The 26,064-nt window shown below is 72.9% G+C and carries 18 protein-coding genes; 11 read left to right on the top strand and 7 right to left on the bottom strand.

Annotation, left to right across the window (positions count from 1 at the left end; translation table 11 throughout):
- Positions 1–51: 51 nt before the first annotated feature.
- From ACOJVX_RS11610 to ACOJVX_RS11585, 6 genes are all read left to right on the top strand, one after another.
- Complete coding sequence (locus tag ACOJVX_RS11610; RefSeq protein ID WP_030107376.1) at positions 52–618, top strand: DUF5987 family protein; 567 nt, start codon at positions 52–54, stop codon at positions 616–618.
- Positions 615–2,267, top strand: a complete 1,653-nt coding sequence (locus tag ACOJVX_RS11605) for an FAD-dependent oxidoreductase (RefSeq protein ID WP_051314290.1) — start codon at positions 615–617, stop codon at positions 2,265–2,267. The genes ACOJVX_RS11610 and ACOJVX_RS11605 overlap by 4 nt, the downstream gene beginning before the upstream one ends.
- The gene (locus ACOJVX_RS11600) at positions 2,264–3,334 is read left to right on the top strand and encodes a carboxymuconolactone decarboxylase family protein (RefSeq protein WP_422647520.1); all 1,071 of its coding nucleotides are present in this window, start codon (positions 2,264–2,266) and stop codon (positions 3,332–3,334) included. Before ACOJVX_RS11605 ends, ACOJVX_RS11600 begins: the two co-directional genes overlap by 4 nt.
- Before the next feature lie 515 nt (positions 3,335–3,849).
- Positions 3,850–4,425 (top strand): hypothetical protein, encoded by a 576-nt coding sequence (locus ACOJVX_RS11595; RefSeq protein WP_030107024.1) that lies wholly within the window; start codon positions 3,850–3,852, stop codon positions 4,423–4,425.
- Positions 4,422–6,014 (top strand): DUF6239 family natural product biosynthesis protein, encoded by a 1,593-nt coding sequence (locus ACOJVX_RS11590; RefSeq protein WP_156038764.1) that lies wholly within the window; start codon positions 4,422–4,424, stop codon positions 6,012–6,014. Before ACOJVX_RS11595 ends, ACOJVX_RS11590 begins: the two co-directional genes overlap by 4 nt.
- 1,848 nt (positions 6,015–7,862) lie before the next feature.
- Complete coding sequence (locus ACOJVX_RS11585; RefSeq protein ID WP_418153597.1) at positions 7,863–8,546, top strand: SDR family oxidoreductase; 684 nt, start codon at positions 7,863–7,865, stop codon at positions 8,544–8,546.
- Between the two features lie 689 nt (positions 8,547–9,235).
- Here ACOJVX_RS11585 and ACOJVX_RS11580 read toward each other — a convergent pair.
- Positions 9,236–10,288 carry an alpha/beta fold hydrolase gene (locus ACOJVX_RS11580; RefSeq protein WP_211256668.1) on the bottom strand — a complete coding sequence of 351 codons (1,053 nt, stop codon included), beginning with the start codon at positions 10,286–10,288 and terminating at the stop codon, positions 9,236–9,238.
- Positions 10,289–11,792: 1,504 nt separating this feature from the next.
- On the opposite strand from ACOJVX_RS11580, the gene ACOJVX_RS11575 reads away from it, so the two are divergent.
- The 4 genes from ACOJVX_RS11575 (at position 11,793) to ACOJVX_RS11560 (ending at position 17,126) form a co-directional block, all read left to right on the top strand.
- Complete coding sequence (locus ACOJVX_RS11575; protein WP_081893672.1) at positions 11,793–12,692, top strand: helix-turn-helix domain-containing protein; 900 nt, start codon at positions 11,793–11,795, stop codon at positions 12,690–12,692.
- An 843-nt stretch (positions 12,693–13,535) separates the two neighbouring features.
- Positions 13,536–14,714 carry an acyl-CoA dehydrogenase family protein gene (locus ACOJVX_RS11570; RefSeq protein WP_030107029.1) on the top strand — a complete coding sequence of 393 codons (1,179 nt, stop codon included), beginning with the start codon at positions 13,536–13,538 and terminating at the stop codon, positions 14,712–14,714.
- Between the two features lie 26 nt (positions 14,715–14,740).
- Complete coding sequence (locus ACOJVX_RS11565) at positions 14,741–15,184, top strand: SgcJ/EcaC family oxidoreductase (protein WP_026420245.1); 444 nt, start codon at positions 14,741–14,743, stop codon at positions 15,182–15,184.
- Positions 15,185–15,905: 721 nt separating this feature from the next.
- The gene (locus tag ACOJVX_RS11560) at positions 15,906–17,126 is read left to right on the top strand and encodes a class I SAM-dependent methyltransferase (protein WP_026420244.1); all 1,221 of its coding nucleotides are present in this window, start codon (positions 15,906–15,908) and stop codon (positions 17,124–17,126) included.
- 180 nt (positions 17,127–17,306) lie between these two features.
- On the opposite strand, the gene ACOJVX_RS11555 is transcribed toward ACOJVX_RS11560, so the two are convergent.
- Positions 17,307–18,461, bottom strand: a complete 1,155-nt coding sequence (locus ACOJVX_RS11555) for a DegT/DnrJ/EryC1/StrS family aminotransferase (protein WP_026420243.1) — start codon at positions 18,459–18,461, stop codon at positions 17,307–17,309.
- A gap of 336 nt (positions 18,462–18,797) precedes the next feature.
- On the opposite strand from ACOJVX_RS11555, the gene ACOJVX_RS11550 reads away from it, so the two are divergent.
- On the top strand, positions 18,798–20,144 hold the full coding sequence (locus ACOJVX_RS11550; RefSeq protein WP_422647519.1) for a nucleotide sugar dehydrogenase: 1,347 nt from the start codon (positions 18,798–18,800) through the stop codon (positions 20,142–20,144).
- A gap of 313 nt (positions 20,145–20,457) precedes the next feature.
- Here ACOJVX_RS11550 and ACOJVX_RS11545 read toward each other — a convergent pair whose 3' ends face one another.
- The 5 genes from ACOJVX_RS11545 to ACOJVX_RS11525 form a co-directional block, all read right to left on the bottom strand.
- Positions 20,458–21,822: an aspartate aminotransferase family protein gene (locus ACOJVX_RS11545; RefSeq protein ID WP_248783961.1), complete on the bottom strand. Its 1,365-nt coding sequence runs from the start codon at positions 21,820–21,822 to the stop codon at positions 20,458–20,460.
- A gap of 206 nt (positions 21,823–22,028) precedes the next feature.
- The gene (locus tag ACOJVX_RS11540) at positions 22,029–23,294 is read right to left on the bottom strand and encodes a cytochrome P450 (RefSeq protein ID WP_026420240.1); all 1,266 of its coding nucleotides are present in this window, start codon (positions 23,292–23,294) and stop codon (positions 22,029–22,031) included.
- Between the two features lie 610 nt (positions 23,295–23,904).
- Positions 23,905–24,642 (bottom strand): DNA alkylation repair protein, encoded by a 738-nt coding sequence (locus ACOJVX_RS11535; RefSeq protein ID WP_026420239.1) that lies wholly within the window; start codon positions 24,640–24,642, stop codon positions 23,905–23,907.
- Positions 24,643–24,706: 64 nt separating this feature from the next.
- A complete protein-coding gene (locus tag ACOJVX_RS11530; protein WP_308208832.1) occupies positions 24,707–25,687 on the bottom strand; it encodes an SRPBCC domain-containing protein in 981 nt (326 codons plus the stop codon).
- Positions 25,687–26,037: an ArsR/SmtB family transcription factor gene (locus ACOJVX_RS11525; RefSeq protein WP_026420238.1), complete on the bottom strand. Its 351-nt coding sequence runs from the start codon at positions 26,035–26,037 to the stop codon at positions 25,687–25,689. Before ACOJVX_RS11525 ends, ACOJVX_RS11530 begins: the two co-directional genes overlap by 1 nt.
- Positions 26,038–26,064: the final 27 nt, after the last annotated feature.

The following is a 26,064-nucleotide window of genomic DNA, read 5'->3' as shown; positions in this document are numbered from 1 at the left end:
TGAACCCCGGCCCGGTGCGGAAGACGACGCGGCCCCACACGAGGAGGCGGGATGCCACCGGACGGTACCGACGAGGAACGGACGAGGATGACGATCGAGGCGTTCGCGGACACGATCGTGCCGGGGGCCAAGCGGTCGCCCGGGGACGCCGCGATCGCGGGGGTCTCCGAGGGCGGCGGGGCCGTGGAGTCGGGCGCGTTCGCCCTGCTGACCGATCCGGCCAGCGGCTTCGCCGAGGCGCTCGGGCCGCTGGCCGCGATGCTCAACGGGCACGCCAGGACGCTCGCCGAGGGGCGGGGGGCACCGCCCGAGGAGACGCTCCCCGAGTTCGTGGCGTTGCCCTACGAGGAGCGGGCCGCCCTCGTCCTCCGGCTGACGGCGCCGGACAACCCCGAGCGGGACGGCTGGGTCGCCCTGGCGATGTTCAGCAACATGGCGTTCGACACCGCGGCGCACCTGCACACCGCGGACGCCTTCGCCGAGGGCCACCCCGGCCTGCTCACCATCGGTTACGCGCCGGCCGACGACGATGGACTCTGGCGCTTCGCCGACTACTCCTACGGCCGGGTTCTGGCCGAGACCCATCCGGACACGACGGCCTCAGGGAGCCCGGCATGAACGCCACCGAACGCACCGACGTCGTCGTGGTGGGCAGCGGGTTCGGGGGTGCCATCACCGCCTACCACCTGGCGGCCGGCGGCGCCCGGGTGGTGCTGCTGGAACGCGGGCCGTGGCTGTCCAGCGAGGACTTCGACCACGACTTCAAGCTTGGCTCGTCGTACACGCGTGTCTTCGACTTCGTGGTGGGCGACGGGATGAGCCTGCTCGGGGGGAACTGCGTCGGGGGTGGCAGCGTCGTCTACTTCGCGGCGATGCCCCGGGCGCCCCGGTTCGTCTTCGACCGGCAGGGTTCCCTCGGGCGGCGGATGTGGCCGGCCTCGATCACGCGCGACAGCCTCGACCCCTGGTACGACCGGGTGTCCGAGTCCTTGCCCGTCACCCGGCAGAGCTGGGACGACGTGAGCTACGCCGGCGGGCTGTTCGCCGCCGCCTGCGCGCACGCCGGGCGGTCGGCCAACCCGGTCCCGGTGGCCATCGACACCGGCCGCTGCACCAACTGCAACTGGATGATGGCGGGCTGCCGCTTCGACGCCAAGCGGTCGCTGCTGCTCAACTACCTGCCCTCCGCGGTGGATCACGGGGCCGAGATCCGACCGTTGCACGAGGTGCAGCGGATCTCCCGCGTGGACGGGGGCCGGTACCGGGTGCACTACGAGACGGTCGACGCGGAGGACTACCGGATCACCACTGGCGGCGGCACGATCGACGCCTCGATCGTGGTGCTGGCCGCGGGCGCGGGCGCCACCCCGGTCATCCTCCAACGGTCGGAGGCGGAGCTGGGGGCGATGCCGCACGCGGTGGGACGCTACTTCTCCGGCAACGGTGAACGGCTGAACACCGCGATCGTCGACGAGGACCGGGTCTCCGAGCTGTTCGGGCTGTCCCGGCCGGACGGCCGGGCCTACGAGGCGAACCAGATCGGCAAGGGACCGGTGGTGGCGAGTTGGGACCACCTCGACGGCGACCTGCCCGAGTACTCCCGCTTCTCCCTTGAGCAGCTGTACTTCCCGCCGGGGCTGGGCACGATCCTCGCGCAGGCCCCGGACGCGGCGGGGGGCCCGACCTGGTTCGGCCGGGAGAAGAAGGAGGTGCTGCGCCGTTGGCGGTCGTGGCTGACGATCTTCTCCATGACCGAGGACGACAACGAGGGCGTCTTCGGCGCACCGCCGCCCCGGGGCAACGCCTACCGCATCTCCCAGCAGATGCTCGGCCGGGGAACGATCAGCTACCGGCCGACGGCGAACACGCTGCGGGGGTGGGCCGAGTCCGACGCGGAGGTCAGGCGCGTCATGGAACGTGACGGGTTGTCGAAGGTCATGCCGTGGACCAACGACGTCGTCGGCGCCTACACGGTGCACCCGCTGGCCTCGTGCCGGATCGGCGACGACCCGGCGACCTCCGCCCTCGATGACCGGCACGAACTGCGCGGTCATCCCGGCATCTTCGTCACCGACGGCTCCGCGGTGCCCGGGGCGTTGACGGTGAACCCCGCGCTCACCATCGCCGCCCTGGCCGAGCGGGCCGTGCCCGCGATCGTGGACGCGGCTCGCGAACGGGGGGTCGACGTCCGGTACGGAGCTCCCGCTCCCTCGGGCACGACCTCGTCCGCCGGAGCGGGCGGCCCGACGGGGGCGCGACCGAGGTGACCGGTCCGCTGGTGCGGGCGGCGGTGCGGAGGTCGTTGGGGCGAACCCGCCACGTCACCCCGGTGCTCCCCTCCGCCGCGACCGGGGTCGTCGCCGAGGTGTACCGGGAGCTCGAGCGGGACTTCGGAGTGCTGGCTCCCCCGATCGCGGTGCTGTCACCGGCCCCGCACCTGCTCGCCGCGTCCTGGTCGCTGCTCCGCGAGACGCTGGTCGTCGACGGTGCGGTGGACCGGCCGGTGAAGGAGGCGGTCGCGGCGGCGGTGTCGGCGTCCAACTCCTGCCCCTACTGCGTCGAGGTGCACGGTTCCGCCCTGCGCGGGCTGGGGTCGGGTGCGGCGGCGACGGCGATCGTGGCGGGGCGGAGCGGCGAGGTCGGTGATCCTCGGCTCCGCGCCGTCGTCAAGTGGGCGGGGGCGGGTGGACCGGGGGCCGGTGCGCCGCCGCCCCCCGAACCCTTCCCCGTCGGGCACCGCGCGGAACTGGTCGGTGTCGCGGTCACCTTCCAGTTCCTGAACCGGCTGGTGAACGTGTTCCTGGAGGAGTCACCCACCCCCGCCGGGGTACCGGCCGGGGTGCGCGGCGGCGTGCGGAGCCTGCTGGCCCGCCATCTCGGGGCCGCCGCCGGCCGCGGGGTCGGGCCGGGGGCTTCGGAGCGGGGCGGGGAACGCGAGGAGCCGCCACCGGACCTGGGGTGGGCGGCGGCGCACCCGGGGATCGGTGGCGCGGCGGCGCGGATCGCGCGGGCCGCCGACCGCGCCGCCGGCGGGAGCGGGCTGTCCGAGCGGGCGAGGAGCCGGGTGCTGGACGCGGTGGCCGTCTGGGAGGACGTGGGTCGTGGTCCCGGCCGGGACTGGGTCGAGGACCTGTGCGCTGGTCTCGCCGCGCCGGACCGGGCGGCGGCCCGGCTCGCGTTGCTCACCGCCTTCCGCTCCTACCAGGTGGACGACCGGGTGGTGGCCGACTTCCGAGGCCACCACCTCGGCGACGCGGCGCTGGTGGACCTGGTGGGCTGGTCGGCGTTCACGGCGGCCCGCCGCGTCGGCCGGTGGATGGCGGGCGGCGGCTGACCGAACGCCACCGGGGCCGGGACGGCGGGGTGGCGGCCGGGCTCCGGCTCCCCCCGGTGGGGGCGGCACCGGGCCGGGCCGCCCCCTTGACGCGCACCGGCCACCGCACCGGTCGCGGCCGGTGCGCGAGGGGAGGCCGCCGGCGGCGGGGTGAGCACGCCGAGTCGTGGGGTGTGGCACGAACCGCTTCGCGGCGGCTCCCGCGCTCGCCGCCCAGCCGCGCGGTCGGCTTCGCCGTGCCGGGCGCGAAACCAGCTACCGCCCCCGGCCGTGGCAGCCGGACGGGGCACCCGCGCCCGTATTCCCGGGCGTGGACTCCCAAAGTGCCGCATCGCGCGACTGCGCTCTCACGAAGGCCGTGACCGGCGGGTTCCCGCCGTACCGTCGGTCACGGGCCCGGGCGACCGGGCTCCGCCCCCGGGGATCGCACCCGCGACCGGCCGGTCGAGGTTCCCCCTTCTCCAGGTACCGGTTCGGGTTCGGATCGCCCTTCCCCTGACCGAGGAGGCCCTTCCATGACGACGCACCTGGCACACCCCCCACCGACCCGTTCGGCCGGCGTGATCGAGATCCTGAACACCAGCAGGCACGAGATCGCGCTGGTGCTGTACGGGATCGTGGTCCTCGCGCACTGGCTGGAGCACGTCGCGCAGGCCGCGCAGATCTACCTGTTCGACTGGCCGGTCCCCGAGGCCGGTGGGGCGCTCGGTCTCGCGTTCCCCTGGCTCGTGGAGTCCGAGCTGCTGCACTACGGGTTCGCCCTGGTCATGATCGTCGCGTTCTTCGTGCTCCGGCACGGGTTCGGCGGTCGCGCCCGGACCTGGTGGGGCATCGCGCTGGGGATCCAGTTCTGGCACCACATCGAACACCTGTTGCTGCTCCTGCAGGCGTGGAGCGGGGTCCACCTGCTGAGCAGGCCGGTGCCCACCAGCATCATCCAGCTCGTGATGCCCCGGGTGGAACTGCACCTGCTCTACAACGCGATCGTCTTCGTCCCGATGGTGGTGGCGATGGTGCTGCACCGACGCGGCGAGGACGCCGGGGAACCCCAGGTGCGGTGCTCCTGCGCCCGCGTTCCCTCGGGCGGATGATCAGGTCCACGGCCGCCGTGCTCCTGGCCTGGACGGTCGCCTCGGTGCTGCTCGCGTTGCCAGCCGAGGCGGCCGTCCCGGTGGTCGGGGGACACTCGCACGGGGAGGGGACGGGAAGCCCGTCCGGCAGCCTGCTGGTGCGGCTGGGATTCCTCGTCGCGCTCCTCGTCGCCACCGGCGCCACCCTGCTGCGTCCCCTGCTCGGGGAGCTGAGCCGCCGGGCGACCGCCGCGCTCACCGGGGCCGCGTCGTTCGGCGGGCTGTTCGGGTTGCTGCTCGCCGACCTGCCGTGGTTGGCCGACGGCGCCGCCTTCCTGGTGTTGGTGGCGCTGGGGACGCCGGTGGCGGTGGCGTGCTCGCGGTCCCGCCTGTCCTTCCTGCGCGGCGCGGCGCCCCTCGTGGTCGGTGCGGGGACGGTGGTCGCGGTGGTCGCGCTCCTCACGCGGGCCGTCGGGGTGGTGTCACCGCCGCAGTCGGCGACGTACCTGGCCATCGTGGCGGCGTTCGCCAGCCTCTCCTGGAGCATGTTGTGGAGCGGTCGGCGGCCCGGCGCGACGACGGTGGCGGTGCGCTCCGCCGCCGTCCTGTCGAGTCTCGCGCTCATCGTGGGCGCGGCCGTGGTGGTCACCGCCGGGCACCTCGTCGTTCCCCGCAGCGGGGAACCGCTCCTGGCCCGCGCGGTGGTCGGCGACGAGCGGGTCGAGGTCCTCGTCGTCCCGCACCGGCCCGGCCCGAACCTCGTGTACGTCGGGTCGGACCGCGCCGCCGTCGGGACCTCACCGTCCACGATGGAGCCGGTCGAGCGACGGCCCGGAGCCGGGGGCGGGTGGGCGGTGGTGGACCTCGACGAGGGTCCCGCTCGGCTCTACCTGAGCCTCGGTGGACGGACGGCCTCGGTGCCCGTCGACACCGGTGCTGAACCCTGGGAGGGCCGCGACATCCGGGATCCGGGTGGCCCCGAGTACGCCAGCGCGGTGCTGGCGCACCTCGTCGCCGGCGGCCGGGACGAGGTTCCCTGGCCGGACGGGGGTCTGCTGGCCGAGGACGAGTCCGTGCTGCGGGGCATGGTGGGCCACCTCGCGGGTGGCCGGGTGCACGTCGTGTCCGACGCCTCCCCGCGGTCGCTGGCGGCACGCCGGGTCGTCGTCGAGGCCGCCGCCGATCACCGCGTGCGGTTGGTGCCGCTGGCGTCCGACGCCGACCACACCCTGGTGGTCGCCGGGTGGATGGGTGCCGAGCGGGCGTTGCGGGCCGGGGCGTCGTCGGGGCGCGCGCACCACCTCGCCCCGTGGTTGGTCACCCCGGAGTTGCTGTCGGAGGAGGCACGGCCCCGGTTCCCGTTGCGGGGAGGGGAGGAATCGGAACGGCGTGGCCGGTACGGCGCCATGTTGGACGTCGCGTTCCCGGGTGCCAGCCCCAGCTCCAGTGGTTTCCGGTCCTGGGCGACCAGCTACCCGTCGCCGTCCGTGCCGCCGCCTCCGACGGTGCTGTACCGGTGGCGGGCGGATGCCCGCCACCCCGCGCTCCCGCCGGCACTGCCCCCGAGGGACCGTCTCGTCCCGGTGTCGGGACCGCTGGACGCCGGATGACGCCGACCGGGTGGGGCTCGGTCACCGGGGGCCCGCGGCTGGCACCCCCACCCGGGTGGTCCTGCCGGCTCCGGGTCGGCCTCCACCCGTCGGGGTGGCGCGGAGCTCGTTGGGCTGGGTGGGCCGATCTGGTGGCGGACCGGACCGCACCCGCCCCTCGGCGTCCCCGTCCGGGCGCCGTCGCGGGATGCCGGTGCCCGGGACGCGCCGGGCTCCCCCGAGCCCGTCCCGCCGGTTGGGAACCACGGGGTGTGACGTGTTTCGCACCAGCGGTGGGGAGGGCAGGTCGCGGCGTCCGCCCGTCGTGGACGGTTGGCGGGATACCCGGGTGCGCCCGAGCTCGCCCGCGCACCTGGGCGATCCGACGCGGGGTGTCGGCAGGGTGTCCGACCGCACGGGCGGCGAGGACCAACGGTGACCACCCGTTTCCGTCGGTTTCCGTTGGCGCCCGGCGGTGTGCTGACCCGCGCGCCACCACGGCGGGCGGTTGTCATTCGGTTAACGGAAGGAGCGGGGGCAGCCGAAAGCCCTACCCGGCGCGAGACCAACTGCCGCAGAAAACCGCCCGTTCGAGTTAAGCGCTGCCCGGCTATCCGGCGGCCTCCGCGCAGTTCTGGGCACGTCCGACCATTCATCACGTCCCAGCTCCGATGTCCCTTTCGCTGGCCGCCCAGCTCCGAATACGGCGTGCCGACGCGGGATGCGCTCCAACCGTTCCGGTTGGGGAGGGCACGGGCGGCCGGGACTGGTAATGTGACGCGTACCGGTCACCGCCTCGGCCGATTCCACGGCGGCCCACCCGGTTGCCAGCGCGTCCTCACTCCTTTCCGCGACGAACGGGCGGTATCGACCCCGGTACCCCACAGAGGTTTCCCCACCCATGGAACTCGACCGGCTCGACCGGATGGCGGCAATTCGCCGCATCGGCGGCGGGCATGACACGCCACGCCCCGACACGGCGTCGGACACCGGTCGGCTGGCGGATCTCGACGGTCGACGGGGACGGTCCCCGGCCGTGGCATCCGGGGCGACGCGCGGCGCGCCGGGCATCCCCGCCGGAACGGCCAGGCGGGCCCCACCAGGCAGAGCGCGCTCATCGCGCCCGCACCGCCAGCGGCCCGAGCCCGCGAGGAGCGGCGCCTTGCGCCGTTGGCGCCGGGGACCCCGGGGCGGGGGTCGACGGCGGGTGGGGAACGGGGTGGCGCCCACCTCGCCCCGGTGCATCCGCGACTCCCGGCCGTCTTTCCTCCGATTCCGTCGGAACGCGTCAAGGGATTGTCCACACCCGCGGCATTCGCGTCCCGGCTTCCTCACCTCCTCGGGGCTCTTCCCCGGGGCGTCCTCCCGATACGAGGGGGACGTGGCGATGCCACTCGCCCCTCTCGCGGCGATACGAGGAATACCCGAGTGGCGGTGGATGCTTCCAGGCCCGTCGGGTACCGGGCCCGCCGTTCGGGGCCGGTGCGGAGGGCGCCCGAGGCAAACGCGACGCGCTTCTCGTACCGGTTGTGGCTGTCGCAGTTTCGTGAGGTTAGGATCAGGGAAAAAGTCCCAGAACTCCTTCGGCCAGGTGCGAACCGCGTCGTCACCGTTCGGGCATCGCAGGGCCCGACGCCGGGAAAGAACCGAATACCGGGTCCAGGAGGACGAACACGGGCCGCTTCGCCGCGAAGACCGAAGCGACGAGGCCGGAAGTGCGGACCCTGGATGGCGGTGCGCGTTCGGATCGTACCGGAACTCTGCTGGACGCCTCGGTCCGTCGACCGGTGTCCGTTATGTCGAACGATCGCCAAAGACGGGGAATAACCGACTTACCGCGAGGCCGCAGCAGAAAGGAAGTACCGGAGCGTGCTGCTCGAGAACAAGATCGCCGTGGTCTACGGTGCCGGAAGCGCGCTGGGTGGTGCGGTGGCCCGGGCGTTCGCCCGCGAGCGCGCGTACGTCTTCCTCGCCGAGCGGGACATGGCCGCCCTCGAACCCGTGGCGAGTCGCATCGCGGAGGCGGGCGGCGTCGCCGAGGTCGCCGCGGTGGACCCGCTCGATCCCCGCGCCGTCCGCGCCCACATCGACGAGGTGACCTCCTGGGCGGGTGGTCCGCACATCCTGTTCAACGCGGTGCCCCTTCCCCGCACCACCAGCACCGCCCTGGTGGACGCGTCGGTGACCGAACTGGTCGATGCGCTCAACCGGCAGGTGGCGGCCCAGCTGATCACCGCGCAGGCCGCCGCCAGGCAGATGACGAGGAGCGGGTCGGGGGTGATCCTCACCGTGTCGGGAACCGCGTGGACGGGTGGCGGCACGACGGGGCAGGACGGGGCGGGGCTCGGCGACACCGTCGTCGAGGCGATGTCGGACCGGCTCGCCCGGGAGCTCGGCGATCGGGGAGTCCGGGTCGTCTGCCTGCGATCCGGAATGCTGGCGGCGCCTCCCGCCGCGACCGGCGCCTCGGGGGCCCGCGCGAGGTCCCCCCTGGACGTCGACCTCGCGGCGGCGGCCGAGACGATCCTCCTCGCCGCCGCCGGGCGGGGTTGACCCGCCACCCCGGCCGTCCGGCCGGTGGCCACCGCATGGGAACGGTTTCGGCCGCGCCCGGCGTGACCCGGACTTCCGAGTGCGCGGGGTGGCGGTGGCCGGCGGCGCCGTCCCGTCACGCGTCCACGCTCGCCCCCGGCGGGCGTGGGCGCCCCCGCACTCCGGTGCCACCCGACCCCGCCCAGCCCGGTGCCGACCGGCTGGCACCGCCGACCCGGCGGACGACACCGGCAGTCGGGCGGGTCCCGTCCGCACCGGCGCGGCGACCGTGGGCCGAGGTCTGGTTCCGCCAGCCGGCCGGTTCGGTCCCGTCCGGTCACGAGCACCGAGACCGGCGACCGTCGGATCGTGCGCCGGCGAGGTGCGGCACGCCGGCCGGCCACGGGGGTGGCGGCGGACCGGTCGGGTCGGGTGCCCCGGGTCAGTGCGGCGGCGGTCGTGCGCGGGCGCCGAGCGGCACCAGGCCGGGTCCGCCTCGCGGGCACCTCCCCGGGGCCAAGCACTCGCGGTGACCCTCCCAGCCGGGATGGTCCGACGGCCCCCGTGGCGATCCCTCCGCCGTCGAGGCGGGTGAACCGCTCTCGCGGGCGAACGCGAGGCGGCGGGCAGGACGGGCGGGCCCGCCTCGGCGTCGGGTGCCGGGGCCCTGCCCGGCACGGCCGACCACCGCGGTGGTCGGCCGGTGGTGCTCAGCCCACGCAGTTGGTCAGCTCGTCCGGAACCGGCCCTCCGGTGGACGCTCCGAAGAACAGCTCGGCGCAGTCGATCAGGAACTCGGGGTTCTCCTGCGCCACGAAGTGGCCGGCATCGGGTGCGATGACCGGGCGCACGTCGTCGGCGACGTGCTCGAAGGAGGCCGGAATGGCCTCACCGAACGCGTACTCGGCGCCCATCGCGAGCACCGGGATGTCGATCTTCGGTTCGGCGTGCGCCAGGTTGTCGGCCGCGTCCTCGGGGAAAGCCCGGTAGTACTCGTAGCCGGCGGAACGGACGGCGGGATCGGAGTACGCCTCGAAGTAGACCTCCTGGGAGATCCGGTCGGGGCGGTAACTGCCGTCGTAGAGATAGCCCAGGTACACCTCCACGTCCTCGTCGTCGAGGATTTCCTCGGGAACGGGGGCCGGGGCCATGTTGAACTGGAAGTGGAAGCTCGCCGAAAAGATGTCCTCGAGGCCGAGTCCGGCCAGCGGGGCCTCGATCACCGCCAGTTTGTTGACCTCCTGGGGAAAGTCCCGCGCGTAGTTGTAGGCGACCATCGCTCCGAGGTCGTGCCCCATGAGGGCGACTTCCTCGTATCCCAGTTCACGCACCGCCGCGCGAATTCGGTGCGCCGTGGTGGCCTTGTCGAATCCGTCCTCGGGAATCTCGGAGTCCCCCAGTCCGGGGAGGTCGAACGCCAGCACGGTGTGCGTCCTGGCGAGGTCGGGCATGACCTCGTTCCAGTGGTACCAGGTTTCGGGCCAGCCGTGCAGGAGGACCAGTGGTGGGCCCTCACCGGTGCGCACGTAGTGGAGGCCGATTCCGTCCACGTCGACGGTGCCGTGCTCGTGGCCGGTGTGCTCCGCGCCCGCCAGCGGCGCCGGGCCCCGGTCCTCGTCGAAGGCCGCGGCGCTGGTCGAGACCAGCATCGTGCCAGCCAGCAGGCCCGCTACCAGCAGGCGTCCCCGTCTCGCGCCGCGTCGAACCGACACCCGGCCGTGCGGCTCGCGAGTGCCACCGAACGCGTTGTCCCCAGTTGTCATCAGCGATCCCGTCTACGCTCCGTGCGGCAAGTCCTGATCACCCGGCCGACATCTTTGCTCACGGAAGCAAGAACGTCCAGGTGCCGGATCCAGCGAAACGAGGGGGAGGACCAGTGATCCTACGGGGACACCGTGTTCCACGCCTGGATTCGCGCTGGCCAAGCCGGTCGGAATGCGGGTGAACACTGTTATGCCCCACCCGGGGCTGACCGCCCCGGGAGGGTTTACCGACAGCGGTCCGATCGGGTGAGAAAATCACCACCCGCCCCCGGGAACGGAAGCCCGGCGCCCGTCGGCGCTGGTTCTCCACGGCACCCGGAATGGGAGCGGGAACGGGCCTGGTGGGGCGGCGACGGCTCACGCACGGGGAGGGTCGTCGACTGGGTCGTCCCGGTCGGGCGGCGAGATCATCCACCGGGGTCGTGGCGGCCCCATACCCGGAGACACCCCGGCTCGCCAAGAGGCCCGGATGACTACCACAAACCGTCCGCACCGGGGCCCCGGGAATGGTTCACTGCCGTGGACAGTCCGCAAGTTTGAAGTGGACGGGGCAACGGGGGCGCTGTGAGGATCTGTCGTCAAAGGAATCCGGGGAAAACACCCCGTCCGATTGGGGGCGCCTTGCGCAGTGGTCAGCAGGCTCGCGGACCTCGCCACCGGGCACTCGGGGGGCCAACCGGGGCCGAGTCCGCCTCCGGGGCGGGTACTCGCTCCAGTTCGACAGAACATCACCGGAGGATGTCGATGTTCCGCCGTGGTACCAGTTCCCGGAAAACGCCGGTCACCCTTTTCGGGGAGCCGGCCACGGATCATCGGGGCACGAGTCCGTCCGCGTCGGAATCCTATTCCGGCGACCCCGTGCGGCGTGCCGCCGGGTGGTGGCGGTGATCCCGCTACCCGGCTGGTCGAGGCGACGGGAGATCGGACCGGACCACCCGTGTGGAAACCGACCGCCGGTACCGGAACCAGAACGGGCTCGCGTTCCGCGTCACCGTTCTCGTTCGTGGTCCCCGGCGCTCGTCGCCGGTGCCGAGCATCCCGGACCGAGCGGTTCGGGGGCTGTCCCCGACCACGCGGTGACCGCCGATGTGGTGGGCGGGCCGGGGCTCGGGCGGACGCGGCGCGGCTCGCCGTCCGTCCGGGACGACGATGCCACCGGCGCGGCACCGGTCCCGCCGGTGTCGAGGCGGGGTCGTCGCTGGTCGGGCTCGGATCACGACCTCACCAGCGGCTCGGCCCGGGCCGGCCCTCGGCGGGCTGGCCGGAGCGGGGCGACCCTGATCCCGGCCGGCTCCGGGAGCGACCGGGAGCCGAGCGGTGCCGGAGCACCGGGCTCCACGGTCGCTGGGGGCTCGGCGGGCGACGCCCTTCCCCCTCCTGCTCGGGGACTCCGCACCGACACGCGTGCCTCCACTCCGGCGCCGCCACCGGGCCGCGAACGCGCACACCGAACTTCACTCCGCCGGACCGACGGCGACCCGGCTCCAAGTCGAACGGAGGAGATATGACATCGGGGGTTGAGAAAGCGGTCGAGCGTGTCATCGAGATGATGTACGACCACCTCGGCGAGCAGTTGACGATCGACGATCTGGCGCGGACCGCGCTGTTCAGCAAATTCCACTTCACCCGGGTGTTCCAGCGGATCACCGGTGTGTCCCCCGGCCGTTTCCTGTCGGCGATCCGGTTGGCGAGGGCGAAGGAGTTGTTGGTCTCGACCAGCCTCACCGTCGCCGAGATCAGCCACCTGGTGGGCTACTCGAGCATCGGCACCTTCAGCTCGCGGTTCCGGTACAGCGTGGGTGTCTCGCCCACCACCTACCGCCAGTGCGACGGGTCGGTGTCCGAGCCCTTCGGGCGAGCGGTGCCCGAGCAGCCGACGGGACCGGCGAGCCGCGTCCGGGGGACCGTGGAGTCGGCCGTGTGGGACTGCTCACGGGTCATCTTCCTGGGGTTGTTCGCCGGTCGCCTCCCCGAGGGGGAACCCGCCGAGTGCGTGGTGCTGGACGGGCCCGGTCCGTACACGATGGACCGGGTTCCGGCCGGGATCTGGTACGTCCTCGCGCACGCGCTGCCAGCGGGCCGTCCGCACCGCGGGTGGGGGGACCGCGCGGCCGGGCCACCCGCCGAACGAACCCTCCTCGGTACCACCGGCCCGGTCACGGTGGAGGCGGAGGGAGTGTGCGCCGCGGACGTCACCCTGCGGCCGCGCTCCATCTTCGATCCGCCGATCCTGTTGGCGAGCGCCTCGGACCGCTGCCGGGCGCGGGACCGGCGCGTCGACCTCCGGGGCGGTCAGCGGGATGGCGGGCAGCCGGACGGGCCGGGGGGTTCCGTCCCGCTCCCCCGGGTGGCTGACGCTCGCCCGTCCGGCGCCGTACGAGAACCGGCCGGCGGAGGCTTGTGACGGTGGTCCTCACCGCTCCGGACCCACGTCCGGAGCGGTGAGCGGACCGCCGTCAGGCGGGTGGCGGCGGCGGCTGAGCCTGGTGCCCTCCCAGGCGGAGGACCTGATCCGGTCGTCGTGCACCAACCGGGCCCCCGCCTGGCACGGCCTGTCCGAGGTCGAGCCCGGCCGAGCGGGTCGGCCCGCTGGCCGCGCCGGGCTTCCTGGGGGCACGCGGCCCCAGGGCGAGCCAGCGGGTGGCCGGGGCTGGGTTCGCGGGAGCCGGGTGGATGGGGGTCGCCGCACGGCCGAGGTGTGGACGGGGATGCCCCGCTCCCCCCGGCCGTCGGTGCCGCCTCAGGCCTGACGGGTCCCGGTGACGGCCCCCTCGTTGCCCCGCGCGGTCTCGCGTCCCGCCGGCCGCGCGGTACCCCCCGCGCTGTCGCCCCCACCGGAGCCGAAGCCCCGTGCCACGGCGAGCCACGGGTGCCCCGAGGACTGACGGGGTGGGTCGCGGAGCCACCGGGGAACGCCCTGTCCCGCGAGGCGCCGAGCCCGGCTCCACTTGAACCGGGTTCGAGGGCGGCACCACCTCCTCACGGGCTTTTCCGGTGGCCGCCCTGGCCAGTCTGGCCGCGCGGTTCCGCACGGCGACCTGGTGCGCCACGGGGCATCGACCCTGCTGGGCGCCACGCCCCGCCCTGGTCCCGGCACGGTGGGAGATGCGGCCGCCGGCGCCGGTGCGGAAGTGTCGGACTGCGTACCTCGTCCCCGCACCGCCTGGGGGTAGGCGCACGGCTCCACGGCGCTGACAGGACACCGGGTACCACCAGAACCGTCGTCGCTCGCACTCAGGGAGGACATGTGTCGACCACTCAGGTTCCGACGAGGGAGGAACTCGTCCGCCGCGCCTCCGAGGCGGCGCCGGTGCTCCGGGCCAACTCGGCCTGGTCGGAGCGCAACCGGCGGTTGCACGAGGACACCGTCGCGGCGCTCGCCGAAGCCGGTGTGTTCCGCCTGCGCACCCCTGCCCGGTACGGCGGGTACGAGGCCGACACGGGAACGCTGCTGGACGTGGTCGCCGAACTCGGCGCGGCCGACGGGGCCGCTTCCTGGGTCAGTTCGGTCTACTGCATCCCCACCTGGATGGCGTGCCAGTTCCCGGACGAGGTGCAGGACGAGGTCTTCGCCACCCCGGACGTGCGGATCTGCGGGACGTTGAGTCCCAGCGCCGTCGCCACGCCGGTCGGCGGGGGCATCAGGGTCAACGGCAAGTGGGGTTTCATCAGCGGTGCCCTGCACGCCCAGTGGCAGGAGATCATCGCCGTGCTGGTCCCCGAGGACGGTGAGCCCTACCCCGTCGTCGCGCTCGTCCCGCTGTCGGACCTGTTGGTCGTCGACGACTGGCACACCTCGGGGCTGAAGGGGACCGGCAGTGTCAGCACCGTGGCCCAGGACGTGTTCGTTCCCGAGGAGCGGGTGCTCCCGCTGCCGGTGGTCCTCGAGGGCCGGACCGCGTCGGAGGGCAACGCGGGCACGGCGATCTACCGGAACCCGCTGCTCCCGGTCGCCGCCGCGTCGTCCGTCGGCACGATGGTGGGTCTGGCGAGGGCGGCTCGGGAGGGCTTCCTCCGGCGGCTGCCCACCCGCAAGATCACCTACACCGCGTACGAGAGCCAGCGGGACGCCCCGCTGACGCACCTGCAGGTCGCCGAGGCCTCGATGAAGGTCGACCAGGCCGAGTTCCACGCTCGCCGGCTCACGTCCCTGGTCGACGCCAGTGGCGTCGACCAGGAGTGGGACCTGCTCGACCGGGTTCGCGCGCGGGCCGACATGGGCGCGACGTGCCGGCTGGCGAAGGAGGCCGTCGACGTCCTCGCCTCGGCCAGCGGCGGTTCCTCGATCTACGAGGACGTCCCGATGCAGCGGATCGTGCGTGACGTCCAGGCGATGACGTTGCACGCGCTGATGAACCCCAACACGAACGCGGAGCTGTACGGCCGGGTCCTGTGCGGCCTGGAGCCGAACACCCAGTACGTCTGACCACCACTCGGATCGAAGGGACGACCATGAGCTCGAGCAGCCCTCGCGCCTCCGCCGCCGACCAGGCGGCCGTCGCGGCGCTCACCCAACGCGTCATCGCCGCCTGGGCCTACCACGACGCGGACGCGTTCGCCGACGTGTTCACCGAGGACGGCACCATGATCCTGCCGGGCATCTACCGGAAGGGGCGGGAGGAGATCCGGTCCTTCCTCGTCGACGCCTACGCGAACGAGTACCGGGGCACCCAGGTCACCGGCAGGCCGGTGGACCTCCGGTTCCTCACCGAGGACACCGCGCTGCTCCTCACCCGGGGCGGGGTGTTGGCCGAGGGTGAGTCCGAGGTGTCCGACGACCAGGCGATCCGGGCCTCCTGGCTGGTGGTGAGGCAGGACGGGGAGTGGCGGCTGGCCGCGTACCAGAACACCCCCGCGGTGCACCGCCTCCCCACCCCCGGCGCCACCGGCCGGTAGCCCGGTGTGGCGGTCGGCGCTGCCGAGCCGTCCCCCAGCCGGAGGGCAGACGGCGCCGACGGGCCCGGTGGGAACGACGCGAGGGCGCACCCCGGGGGTGCGGAGGGAACCCGGTCCCCCGCTCGGCTCCGGCTCCCGCCGGCGGTGTCCGCCGACCACCCCGGGCCGCTGTCCGCGTCGGGCGTGCCCTGGCGCGGGGACCCCGTCGCGCGTCCCTGGCGGGTGACACCGGGCGGCGGCCGGTCGTGGTCGTCGGGACGCCGAGCTCGATCACCTCGGCGGGGGCAGCGCCACCCGGGGGCACCGCCCACCCGAAGCCGGTCCGGTGCGGTCGGCCGACGGGGGACGGGCTGGGGCGTCGCGCCCGTCCGTCCCCTCCTCCGGGGCACGGGTTCGGTGGCCAGTTCGGGCCGAACGATCACCGGCGACCCGGACCTCCTGGGCGATCCGACCCTCGGGATACCGAGGACCGGTCCGCCGGCGGCCCGGGCCGGTGTTCGCCGCGCCCGTTCCCGCGACCACCGGGCACGAGGACGGCCCGAGGTCCTGCCGCGCCACCGGGGCGGGCCTCCCCCAGCCGGCCCCCGAACGCACCATGAACCGTTCGCCTCGGTGCCGTCACCGCCCCCGTTCCGCCGTGCTCGGAACGGCGCGAGGGCGGCCCCCGAAAAAGGCATTTCGAGAGAAGTGCCATTTCCTGGTCCTGCCTAGACTTCTCGCCATGAACAGGAGATGTCGCGTCTGCGGTAGCCGGGTCAGCGAATTCCTCGACATGGGCAGGCAGCCGATGGCGAACGGTTTTCTCCTGCCCTCGGAGACGGCCGACGAGTTCCACTTCCGGCTCGCCGTCGGTTCCTGCGACCGCTGCTCCCTGGTGCAACTCGTCGACGAGGTTCCGGCGGAAATGCGCTATCACGGTGAATACCGGTACCACGCTTCCGGATCGGACGGCCATCGACGCCACTTCGCGGACGTCGCGACCCAGTTCCTGGAGGACGAGCTGACCGAGCGGGATCCCTTCCTGGTGGAGATCGGCTGCAACGACGGGGTCATGCTCTCGACCATCGCCAGGGCCGGTGTCCGGCACCTCGGCGTGGACCCGGCGACCACGGTGACGAGGGTCGCGCGGGAGAAGGGGGTCTCGGTGCGCAACACCTTCTTCGACGAGACGAGCGCGGCCGAGATCCACGAGGAGAACGGGCCGGCGGACGTCGTGTTCGGCGCCAACACCATCTCCCACATCGGTGGCATCGGCTCCGTGTTGCGCGGCGTGCGGACCCTGTTGTCGCCCGACGGGGTGTTCGTCTTCGAGGAGCCCTACCTGGGGACCATCGTCGAGGGGCTCGCCTTCGACCAGATCTACGACGAGCACGTCCTGTACTTCAGCGTGACCTCGGTCCAGGTGATGGCGGAGCTGTTCGGGTTCGACCTCGTCGACGCGCGGCGGACTCCCCTGCACGGCGGGCAGATCCGCTACACGCTCGCGCGGAGGGGGACCCGGGCGGTGCGGTCCCGGGTGGCCGACCTGCTGGCCGAGGAGCACGCGCGCGGTCTGTCGCGTCCGGACACCCTCGCGTCCTTCGGTCAGGCCGTGGGCCGGATCAGGGACGACCTCCGCACCCTGCTCGGGGACCTGCGGGCCGAGGGGCGCACCGTGGTCGGTTACGGCGCGCCGGGAAAGTGCGCCACGGTGACGAACTACTGCGGGATCGGGACGGACCTCGTGCCCTTCGTGTGCGATTCCACTCCCGCCAAGCAGGGGCGTCTGGTGCCCGGGTCCCACCTCCCGGTCCGCCCGCCCGAGGCGTTCGCCGACCCGTTCCCCGACCACGCGCTGCTGTTCGCCTGGAACCACGCGGAGGAGATCATGCGGCGGGAGCGGGACTTCACCCGGGCGGGCGGGCGGTGGATCACCTACGTGCCCGAGGTCCGCGTGAGCTGATCCCCTCGGGGCGCGAGCCGACGCCGAGCCAGGACCTCCGGGTCCTGGCTCTTCGCCGTGCCAGCGGCCCCTCCCCCTCGCGCCGCCGGGAGGCCTGGTCGCCCGCGCTCCGGCCCGCGCTGGTCCCGGGTGCCGGGCGGGCCACCCGGTGAGCCGGCGGGTCACCAGGTGGCCGGAGGATCAGGAGCGCCGGCTGGCCGCCCGGCGGGTGCGGACCGCGTCCCGGGTCGCCGTGACGACCTTCTCGACGTCCCCGTCGGTCAGGGACTGGTGCATCGGCAGGAGCAGCGTCCTCGCCGCCGCCCGCTCCGCCCCCGGCAGCACCGCCCGGGAGCCGTAGGCGGCGACCCTGTGCAGCAGGGGGTAGCGGAAGGTGGTGTAGATCCCGCGCTCGTACAGCTCGCGGGCGACGTCGTCCCTGATGTCGTCCTCGAACTGGACCCAGTACATGTAGTGGGACGTCTCCTGCCCGGCGGGCAGCGGTGGCGGGGTCCACATCCCGCCCAGGTCGGCGAACTCCTGGTCGTAGTGCCGGGCGACCTCCCGCCGGCGGCGCATGAACTCGGGCAACCTCTCCAGCTGCACCCGGCCGACCGAGGCGAGGACGTCGTTGGTCACCGAGCGGCGGGAGAAGGACGAGATCTCGAACTCCCACCACCGGGTGCGGCTGCGCAGCGCCTGGTCGTAGCCGCTGGTCTGTTCCAGCCCGAAGTAGGCGCGCTTCCTCGCCTCGGCGACGAGCTCGGCGTCCCGCGCGTGGAGCATCCCCCCGTCGACGGTGACGACGATCTTGCCGTGGTCGAAGCTCCAGACGGCCAGGTCCCCGAAGGTGCCGCACGCCTGCCCGTCCACCCGCGAGTCGACCGCGATCGCGGCGTCCTCGATCAGCAGGACACCGCGCTCGCGGCACATCTCGGCGATGCGGACGATGTCGCCCGGCACGCCGCCGTAGTGCAGGACGACGACGGCCCTGGTCCGCTCCGTCATCACCGCCCGCACCATGTCGACGGTGGGGTTCAGCGTTCGCGGGTCCACGTCGCAGAACACCGGGTGCGCGCCGCGGGCCGCGACGGCGTTGGCGGCGCCCACGAAGCTCACCGTGGGCAGGACGACCTCGTCCCCGGCTCGAACACCGGCGAGGCGCATCGCCAGGAACGTCGCCTCCGTGCAGGAGTTCAGGGACGTGACGTTCGCCGGATCGACCCCGATGTGCCGCGCGAAGTCGGACTCGAACGACTCGGTGCGGTGGCCGCGGCCGATCCAGTTGCTCTCGAACACCTCGCGCACCGCCGCCAGCTCCCGTTCCCCGAGGGCGGGCTGGAATATGTTGATCATGCCGCTCACGCGACGCTCCTCTCCGTCGGCGAATGTCGTTTTCGGCACTCATCTTCCCCGGCGGAAACGCCTGGAGTTCGGTTCCGCACCGAGGTGGGCACGCTGCGACAAATTCGCGTCGAACGCCGGGAGGAAAAAAGTTCCTCGGCCGACGGGGAACCTTCTTCCCCCGCTTCCGCCGGTGCGATTTCGAGCATTGTGGGACACGTTGTCCCGGTTCCCCCGCTGCTACCGTCGAATGGACGCGCGGGCACGGTCCGTCACGCGGTTCCGGGCCGGCCGTCCACCATTGCACGCGCGACGGAGAACGGCGCCGACGGCGACGGAGAGGCAGACATGCGATTCGTTTCGGATTCCCCCCGCGTCGCGGTCATCGGTTTCGGTTATGTCGGGTCCTGCCTTGGCGTGACGCTCGCCGAACTGGGCGTTCCGGTCGTCGCCGTCGACGACGACGCGTCGCTGGTCGAGCGGCTCCGGGCGGGCGAGTGCCCCATCCCGGAGCCAGGGCTGGCGGAGGCGCTCGGACGGGTGCGGGGCACCGGCCTGCTGACGTTCACCACCGACCACGACGCCGTGCGGGAGGCCGACGTCGTGGTCATCACGGTCGGGACCCCGGTCGACGAGGACGGGGCGTTGCTCACCGGTGCGTTGGAGCAGGCCTGCGTCCAGGTCGCCGCCCGGATCCGACCGGGGTGCCTGGTGATCCTCAAGAGCACCGTGTCGCCGGGGACGACCACGAACCTCGTCATCCCGCTGCTGGAGGGGTCCGGCCTCCGCGCCGAGCGGGACTTCGGCCTGTCCTTCTGCCCGGAACGGCTGGCCGAGGGTGCCGCCCTCGCCCAGCTCCGGACGCTCCCGATCATCGTGGGGGGCCGGGGCCCGGCGAGCACCGCCGCGACGGTCCGCTTCTGGTCGGACACCCTGGGCACGGTCACCCACCCGCTGCCGAGTCCGGAGGCGGCGGAGGTCGCCAAGCTCGCCACGAACTGGTGGATCGACGCGAACATCGCCATCGCCAACGAGGTGGCCCAGCTGTGCGCGGCGTTCGACGTCGACGTGCTCGACGTCCTGGGGGCCACCAACCAGCTCCCCAAGGGGGACCGCCACGTCAACATCCTGCTGCCGAGCATCGGCGTGGGGGGTTCGTGCCTGGTGAAGGACCCGTGGATGGTGTGGCGGGCGGCCCGCGACCGGGGCGTCGAGCTGCGGACCGTCCCGGTCTCCCGGGGGGTCAACGACGGGATGCCCACGCACACGGCGCGCCTGATCGGGGCGGAGCTGGCCGGCCTCGGGGTTCCGCCGGCCGGGGCGGTGGTGGCCGTGCTCGGCGTCAGCTTCAAGAACGACACCGGTGACCTCCGGAACACCCCGGTCGCCGGGGTCGTCGAGGCGTTGCGTTCGCAGGGGTGCGCGGTGCGGCTCTTCGACCCGTTGGCCGACGCCGAGGAGGTGCGGGCCCGCTTCGGGATCCGCCCGAGCGCGACCCTCGAGGACGCCGTCCAGGGAGCGAACTGCGTCGCGGTCCTCGCCGGTCACCGGTCGTTCCACGACCTCGATCTCGCGGTGCTGCGCGCGCGGGCCGCCCACCCGTGCCTGGTGTTCGACGGGCGCAGGTACTTCCCGAAGGCCGACATCGAGGAGATGCGGCGGTTGGGCCTGCGGTACCGGGGCATCGGGCGGTGATGATCCGACTGGCCGGCCCGTTCCCGGTGTCCCGCTGGTCCCGGCGCTGAGCTCTGAGCTCTGGCCCTGAGTGCTGAGTGCTGAGTGCTGACGGCTGTCCGTCGACCGGCGCGGAGGTGTCCCTCGCCGTCACCCACCGGGTCCGTGTCGCGCCGCGCTCCCCGGCGGGCCGGCCGCGCGACCGCGGTCCGCCGACCGCCCACCGTCGCCCCGGTGGTCCCTCGTTCCTCGGTCCCGGGACGCCCCGCGCACGGCGGCGGGGCGGGCGATCTCATCGCGCCCGCCCCGCCCCGCGCCGAGGGCCACCCCGACGTCAGCGGCTCACCTCGCCGAGCACGTCGACGATCGCCTCGGTCGTCCGCCGGGCCTCGTCGTCGCTCATGACCAGCGGCGGCGAGAGGATGATGTTGTGGGCGTAGGGGCGGACGATCACGCCCTTCTCGTCCCTGATCCTGGCGGTCAACGCGAAGACCTCCGGGAAGGGCATCGGTTCGCGGGTCTCGCGGTCGAGGACCATCTCGACTGCCGCCGCGGCGCCCTCCACCCGGATGTCACCGACGAGCGGGTGGTCGGCCAGCGACGCCAGGCCCTCCCGGAAACGGGTCGCCAGCGGTTGGGAGCGGGCGACCAGCCCCTCCTGCTCGATGATGTCGAGGTTGGCCAGGGCCACCGCGCTCCCGACCGGGTGGCCGCTGAAGGTGTAGCCGTGGAAGAAGCCGTAGTCCTGGCACAGGACCTCGGCGATGGCGTCGCTCATGAGCACCGCGCCGAAGGAGAAGTACCCGCTGGTGATCCCCTTCGCCGTGACGACGATGTCGGGGTCCATGCCCCGGGTCTCGGAGTCGAACCAGGACCCGGTGCGGCCGAACGCGGTGATGACCTCGTCGGCGACGAGGAGGATGCCGTGCCGGGACAGCACCTCCCGGACGCGGGGCCAGTAGTCCTCGGGTGGGGTCAGCACGCCACCGCCGCCCATCACGGGTTCGCCGACCATCGCCGCGATCCGGTCGGGTCCGATCCGGTCGATCGTCTCCTCCAGCTCGGCGATGAGGAAGTCCGTGGGGTCGGCGTCCCCGTAGAGCTCGGACGCTCGGTACAGGTAGGGCGGGGACACCTTGACGACGTCGGGGAGGTTGGGGCCGACCCCGGCCTGCATCGCGTCGAACCCCGTAAGGGTGCCCGCACCGTAGCTCCCGCCGTGGAAACCGAAGTTGCGGGAGATGATCCAGGTGCGGTCCGGTTCTCCGCGCCGACCGTGGTAGAGGCGGGCCGCCTTGATGGAGGTCTCCACGCCGTCCGCTCCACCGCTGGTGAAGAACACCCGGTTCAGGTCGCCGGGCGCCATTCCGGCGAGGCGGGCGGCCAACGCGACGGTGGTGTCGGTGCTGAACTCCTGGTAGGCGGTGAAGTACTCCAGCTCGGCGATCTGCTTCGCGGCCGCGTCGGCCAGCTCGCGCCGCCCGTGCCCGACGTGGGAGTGCCACAGCCCCCCGCCTGTCGCGTCGATCAGTTCCCTGCCCTCGGCGTCCCAGACCGTCGACCCCTTCCCCCGCACGATCACGACCCGTTCGGACACCGAGTCCGCCTGCATGGGGTGGAGGAGGTGACGGCGGTCCAGATCGGCGAGTTCGGCCGCGGAATATGTCGTCGTCTGCTTTCCGGAGGAATGGATCGTCACGGGATTTCCCATCGTCGAGGACCACGGGGGTCGCTGGCAGGAGGTGGTGGGCGGCGGTGATGTCCGCGAATGGCGTGATTTCCTCCCGCACCTTTTCCGGGAGTCAGGACTCACGCTCAACCGATGCTAGATCGGTGGACCGGGCCGCTCGTACTTCCACGTTGCTCGTTCTCCCGGGTGGGGGCCGACGGTCGCCCCGGGGGCGCTCACCAGGAGACGGGCAGGGCACGGAGCCGTGCCAGGGTGAGGTCGTCGTACCAGGGGACCTGCTCGGCGGGCACGGCGAGCCGCAGCCCTGGGAGCCGGCCGGTGAGGGTGCGGAACGCGATCTCCAACTCCAGCCTGGCGAGGTTGTGCCCCATGCAGTGGTGGATTCCGTGACTGAAGGCGAAATGTCCCACCGGCGGCCGTTCGATGTCGAATTCGTCGGGGTGGGAGGACAGGTCGGGACCGAAATGCATCGCGGCGAAACCGATGAGTATTCCCTCGCCCTCCCGGATCAGCGTGCCCGCGATCTCGATGTCGGCGAGCGCGACCCTGGCGAGTTGTTCGACGAGCGAGAGGTGGCGCATCATCTCGTCCACGGCTCCGGGCACGAGTTCCGGCGAGCTGGCCAGCAGCGCGTACTGCCCCGGGTTGTCCAGGAGTGCGAGGGTGCCGAGGGCGAGGGTCTGGGTGCTGGTGACGGTGCCGGCGACCAGGATGGCGAGGGCGAACGCGACCAGCTCGTCGACGGTGAGCTCCCCCGTCCTGAGGTGGTCGTCGATCACGCGGTCGAGGAGACCGGGGGTGCCGCCGACCTCGGCCGTCTCCCGGGCGGCCTTCCTGCGGACCAGGTCCTCCAGGTAGGAGGTCAGTTCGGCCTCGGCGGCCTCGGCGCGGGCGGGGTCGAACAGCGTCGAGGCCGGCCCCTCGAAGCGATCCCGTTCCTGGTAGGGGACGCCGAGGAAGGAACAGACGACCATCATCGGCACCGGGCGGGCGAAGGCGTCGACGAGGTCGGCGGACGAGCCGCGTTCCACCATGCCGTCGAGGACCTCGTCGACGATGCGTTGGATCTCGTCGCGGTGGGCCTGGACGCGTCGCAGGGTGAAGCTGGGCAGCAACATGCGGCGCTGCCGGGTGTGGTCGGGCGGGTCGACTCCGAAGAGGACACCGGCGAAGCCGCCGTCCTCCTCCCGCGCCATCTCCCGGGTGGCGCGCATGTGGAGGTGGCTCTCGTGGAGGACGGGGTGGCCGGGGAGGTCGGCCCGGCTGGACAACCGGGGGTCGGCCAGCAGGGCACGGGCCTCCTCGACGCCCGTCACGAGCCACGCGGTGCGTCCGTCGTAGAGCCGCACCCTGCTGAGCGGGCGGGGGCCCCGCAGGTCGGCGAGGGCTGGGGACGGCCGGTAGGGGCACTCCCTCGGGCGGGGGTAGTGGGGGAGGTCCTCGGTCGTGGCCCGCGGTGACCCGTCCATCGGCTGTGCCATGTCGTCTCCTCCTGTCGTCGGCGGCCACGGGCGTGGACGCGGCAGGAGCGTTCGTCCCGGCCCGCGCCCGTGCCAGCCCCTCGGCCGACCCGGCCGTCGCACCGGTCGCGGTGACGTGCTGCCTCGGGGAGGCGCAGCTCCCGGCCGGTCCGGGCCGCTCGACGGGAGAGGCGGTGGGAGTGCGCCCGGCGGCGCGGGACACGGGCGGTGCGCCGTCCCGCGCCGGGTGCGCGGCGCGGCGGGACCGCCGTCGTCGGCTCCCGCCGTGCGGCGTGGTGGACGCCGGGGCGAGGGGTTCACCGTCCATCGTGCCGGGGGGCGGGCCGGTTCGTCGTCTCCTGTCGTGCCTGACGGGGGCCGAGGGCCGGGAGTCGGGGGCCGGGGGCCGGCGGGGCTCCGCCGGGACGGCGGCGTGCGGGGACGCGGCGCGGGCCGAGGAGGGAGTGGAGAGGCGCGTGGAGGGGCGCGTGCAGAGGCGGTTGGCCGGCACCGGGCGGATCCCGGCCGGACGGAGAACCCGTTCGCCCGCGTGGCGCGACGCGGGCGAACGGGAGCGAGGACACCGTGGAGGGCACGGGCGGTGGGCGGCTCCGCCCGACCGCCGAAGGGTCTACCTGCCGCGCTGGGCCTTGCCCAGCCCCCGGTAGTGCTCGCGACGTTCCTTGTCGAGGTGCTCGATGGCGTAACGCAGCATCGTGCGCGGCATGGTGGCCGCGTGCTCGTCCAGGAAGGCGATGAGCCGGTCCGGCTGTCTCCTCCCGGCCTCCCGCACCCACCCTCCGACCGCCTTGTGGATGAGGTCCTCCTCGTCGTGCAGCAGGATCTCGGCGATGCGGAAGGTGTCGTCCACCTGGTCGTGCCGGATGAAGTAGAAGGTGCTCACCACCGCGGTCCGGCGTTCCCAGATGTTCGACGAGCGAGCCAGCTCGTAGAGGATGTCGCGGGGTTTGTCGAACAGGTAGCCGCCGACCACGTGGGGGGCGGCCACATCGACCAGGTCCCAGTTGTTGATCCGGTCGATCCGCCGCAGGTAGAGGTCGAACAGTTCCTGCCGCCTCGACTCCGGGGTCCTCCTGCGCCGGGCCTGTTTGTCCATGATGCTCAGCCCGCCAGCCCTGACCTCGTGGATCGGGCTTTCCAGGAGCCGTTCGACCTCGTCCGGCTCCATGTCGATGAACTCCTTGGCGAGCGCGAACACCTGTCCCATGCGGACGCCGAGGAAGGTGTCGCCCTCTCCGTACTCCCCCGCACCGGACTTGAAGTAGCGCTGGATCTTCTGGAGTTCCTCCTCGGAGCGGTGCTCCTCGAGGCGTTCGACGAAATGGTCGGCCGTGAGTGTGGTCGTCATCCACCCATCCCTGTGCTCTCGCCTCGGCCGGAGCCGAGTGCCACCAGCAGTACGAGCCCGGCGATCAGGTGCGGGACGAGATCTGCTGGAGCGCCCAACGGTTGCCGTCGGGGTCGGAGAAGAACGCGAAGCCCACGTTGTTCAGGTCCTCGCCCTCCTCCGCCGGCCGGAAGCCCTCCGGACCGGGGACCTGGACCTCACTGACCTCGACGCCCCGGCCCAGCAGTTCCTCCCGGGCCGCGCGGATGTCGCGGACGACGAGCTGGAGCCCCTGCATCGAGCCCGGCTCCATCTCCACCAGGCCGACCCCCAGGACGATGGAACAGCCCGACCCCCTCGGTGTCAACTGGACGATGCCGGGGCCGCCGTCCACCCGGGTGTCGTGGTCGACCACGAAACCCATCTGCTCCCCGTAGAACTTCTTCGAGCGGTCGATGTCGCTGACCGGCATCGCGACGACTTCCAGGGTCCAGTTCATGCGTGTGGCTCCTTCCTGCCTGATTCCGATGTTGCTTCCGCCGTCCGGGCCTGGGCGCACGCCCGCCCGGAGTCCTCCGACCGATGTGAGCAGGGCGTCGAGCCGGGCGTGGCTCTCCCGCAGTCCCCGCTCCATCGGAGTGCGCAACGTCCTGTCCCTCGCCTCCGGGGAGGGGTGCAGGATCGTGCTGGTGACGGTGGTCCGACCGGCGCGTTCCACGAACCTCGTCGTGACGAGCGAGGTGAGGTCGGGGTGTTCGGCGCCGTCGTAGGACTCGGTGTGGACGAGCAGGCCCGGTGTCTCGATCTCGCGGTACACCCCGGACTGGGTCATCTCCGCGCCGCCCGGGCCTCGGGAGACGAAGCGCCAGGTGCCGCCGACCCGCAGGTCCACCTCGCAGGCCACCAGGTTCCACCCGCGCGCGCCGAACCAGCGGACCAGCAGGTCGGGTTCGGTCCAGGCCGCGAAGACCAGTCGCGCGGGGGCGTCGAAGGACCGGCGCAGGGTGATCTCGCGGTCCGTGGGGGTCGTGACGCGCGTGGAGGTGGCGTCGCCGGCGAGTGACATCAGTGGTCGTCCGACTTCCCGTCGCGTTCCGCCCTGAGGTCGGCGAGGACGGCGTCGAGCCGTTGGAAGCGCTCCTCACTGGCGGAGCGGAACTCCTCCAGCCAGTCGACCGCCAGGCGGATGGGGGCGACGTCCAACCGGGAGGGGCGGCGTTGCGCGTCGCGGCCCCGCACGACGAGACCGGCCCGTTCGAGCACCTTGAGGTGCTTGGAGATCGCCGGCTGGCTGATCGCGAAGGGCGCGGCGAGTTCCGTGACGGTCGCCTCCCCCTGGGCGAGGCGGGCGAGGATGGCGCGTCGGGTCGGGTCGGCGAGCGCGGCGAACGTCCTGTCGAGCACGTCGGAGTCCATCGTCCATAACCCCCCGGGTTTATTACC

The organism is Actinoalloteichus caeruleus, from assembly GCF_049311605.1.
In the GTDB taxonomy this organism is placed as follows: Bacteria; Actinomycetota; Actinomycetes; order Mycobacteriales; family Pseudonocardiaceae; genus Actinoalloteichus_B; species Actinoalloteichus_B caeruleus.
Note: the sequence above shows the minus strand (reverse complement) of the source record. Positions and strands in the feature narration are given on the sequence as shown.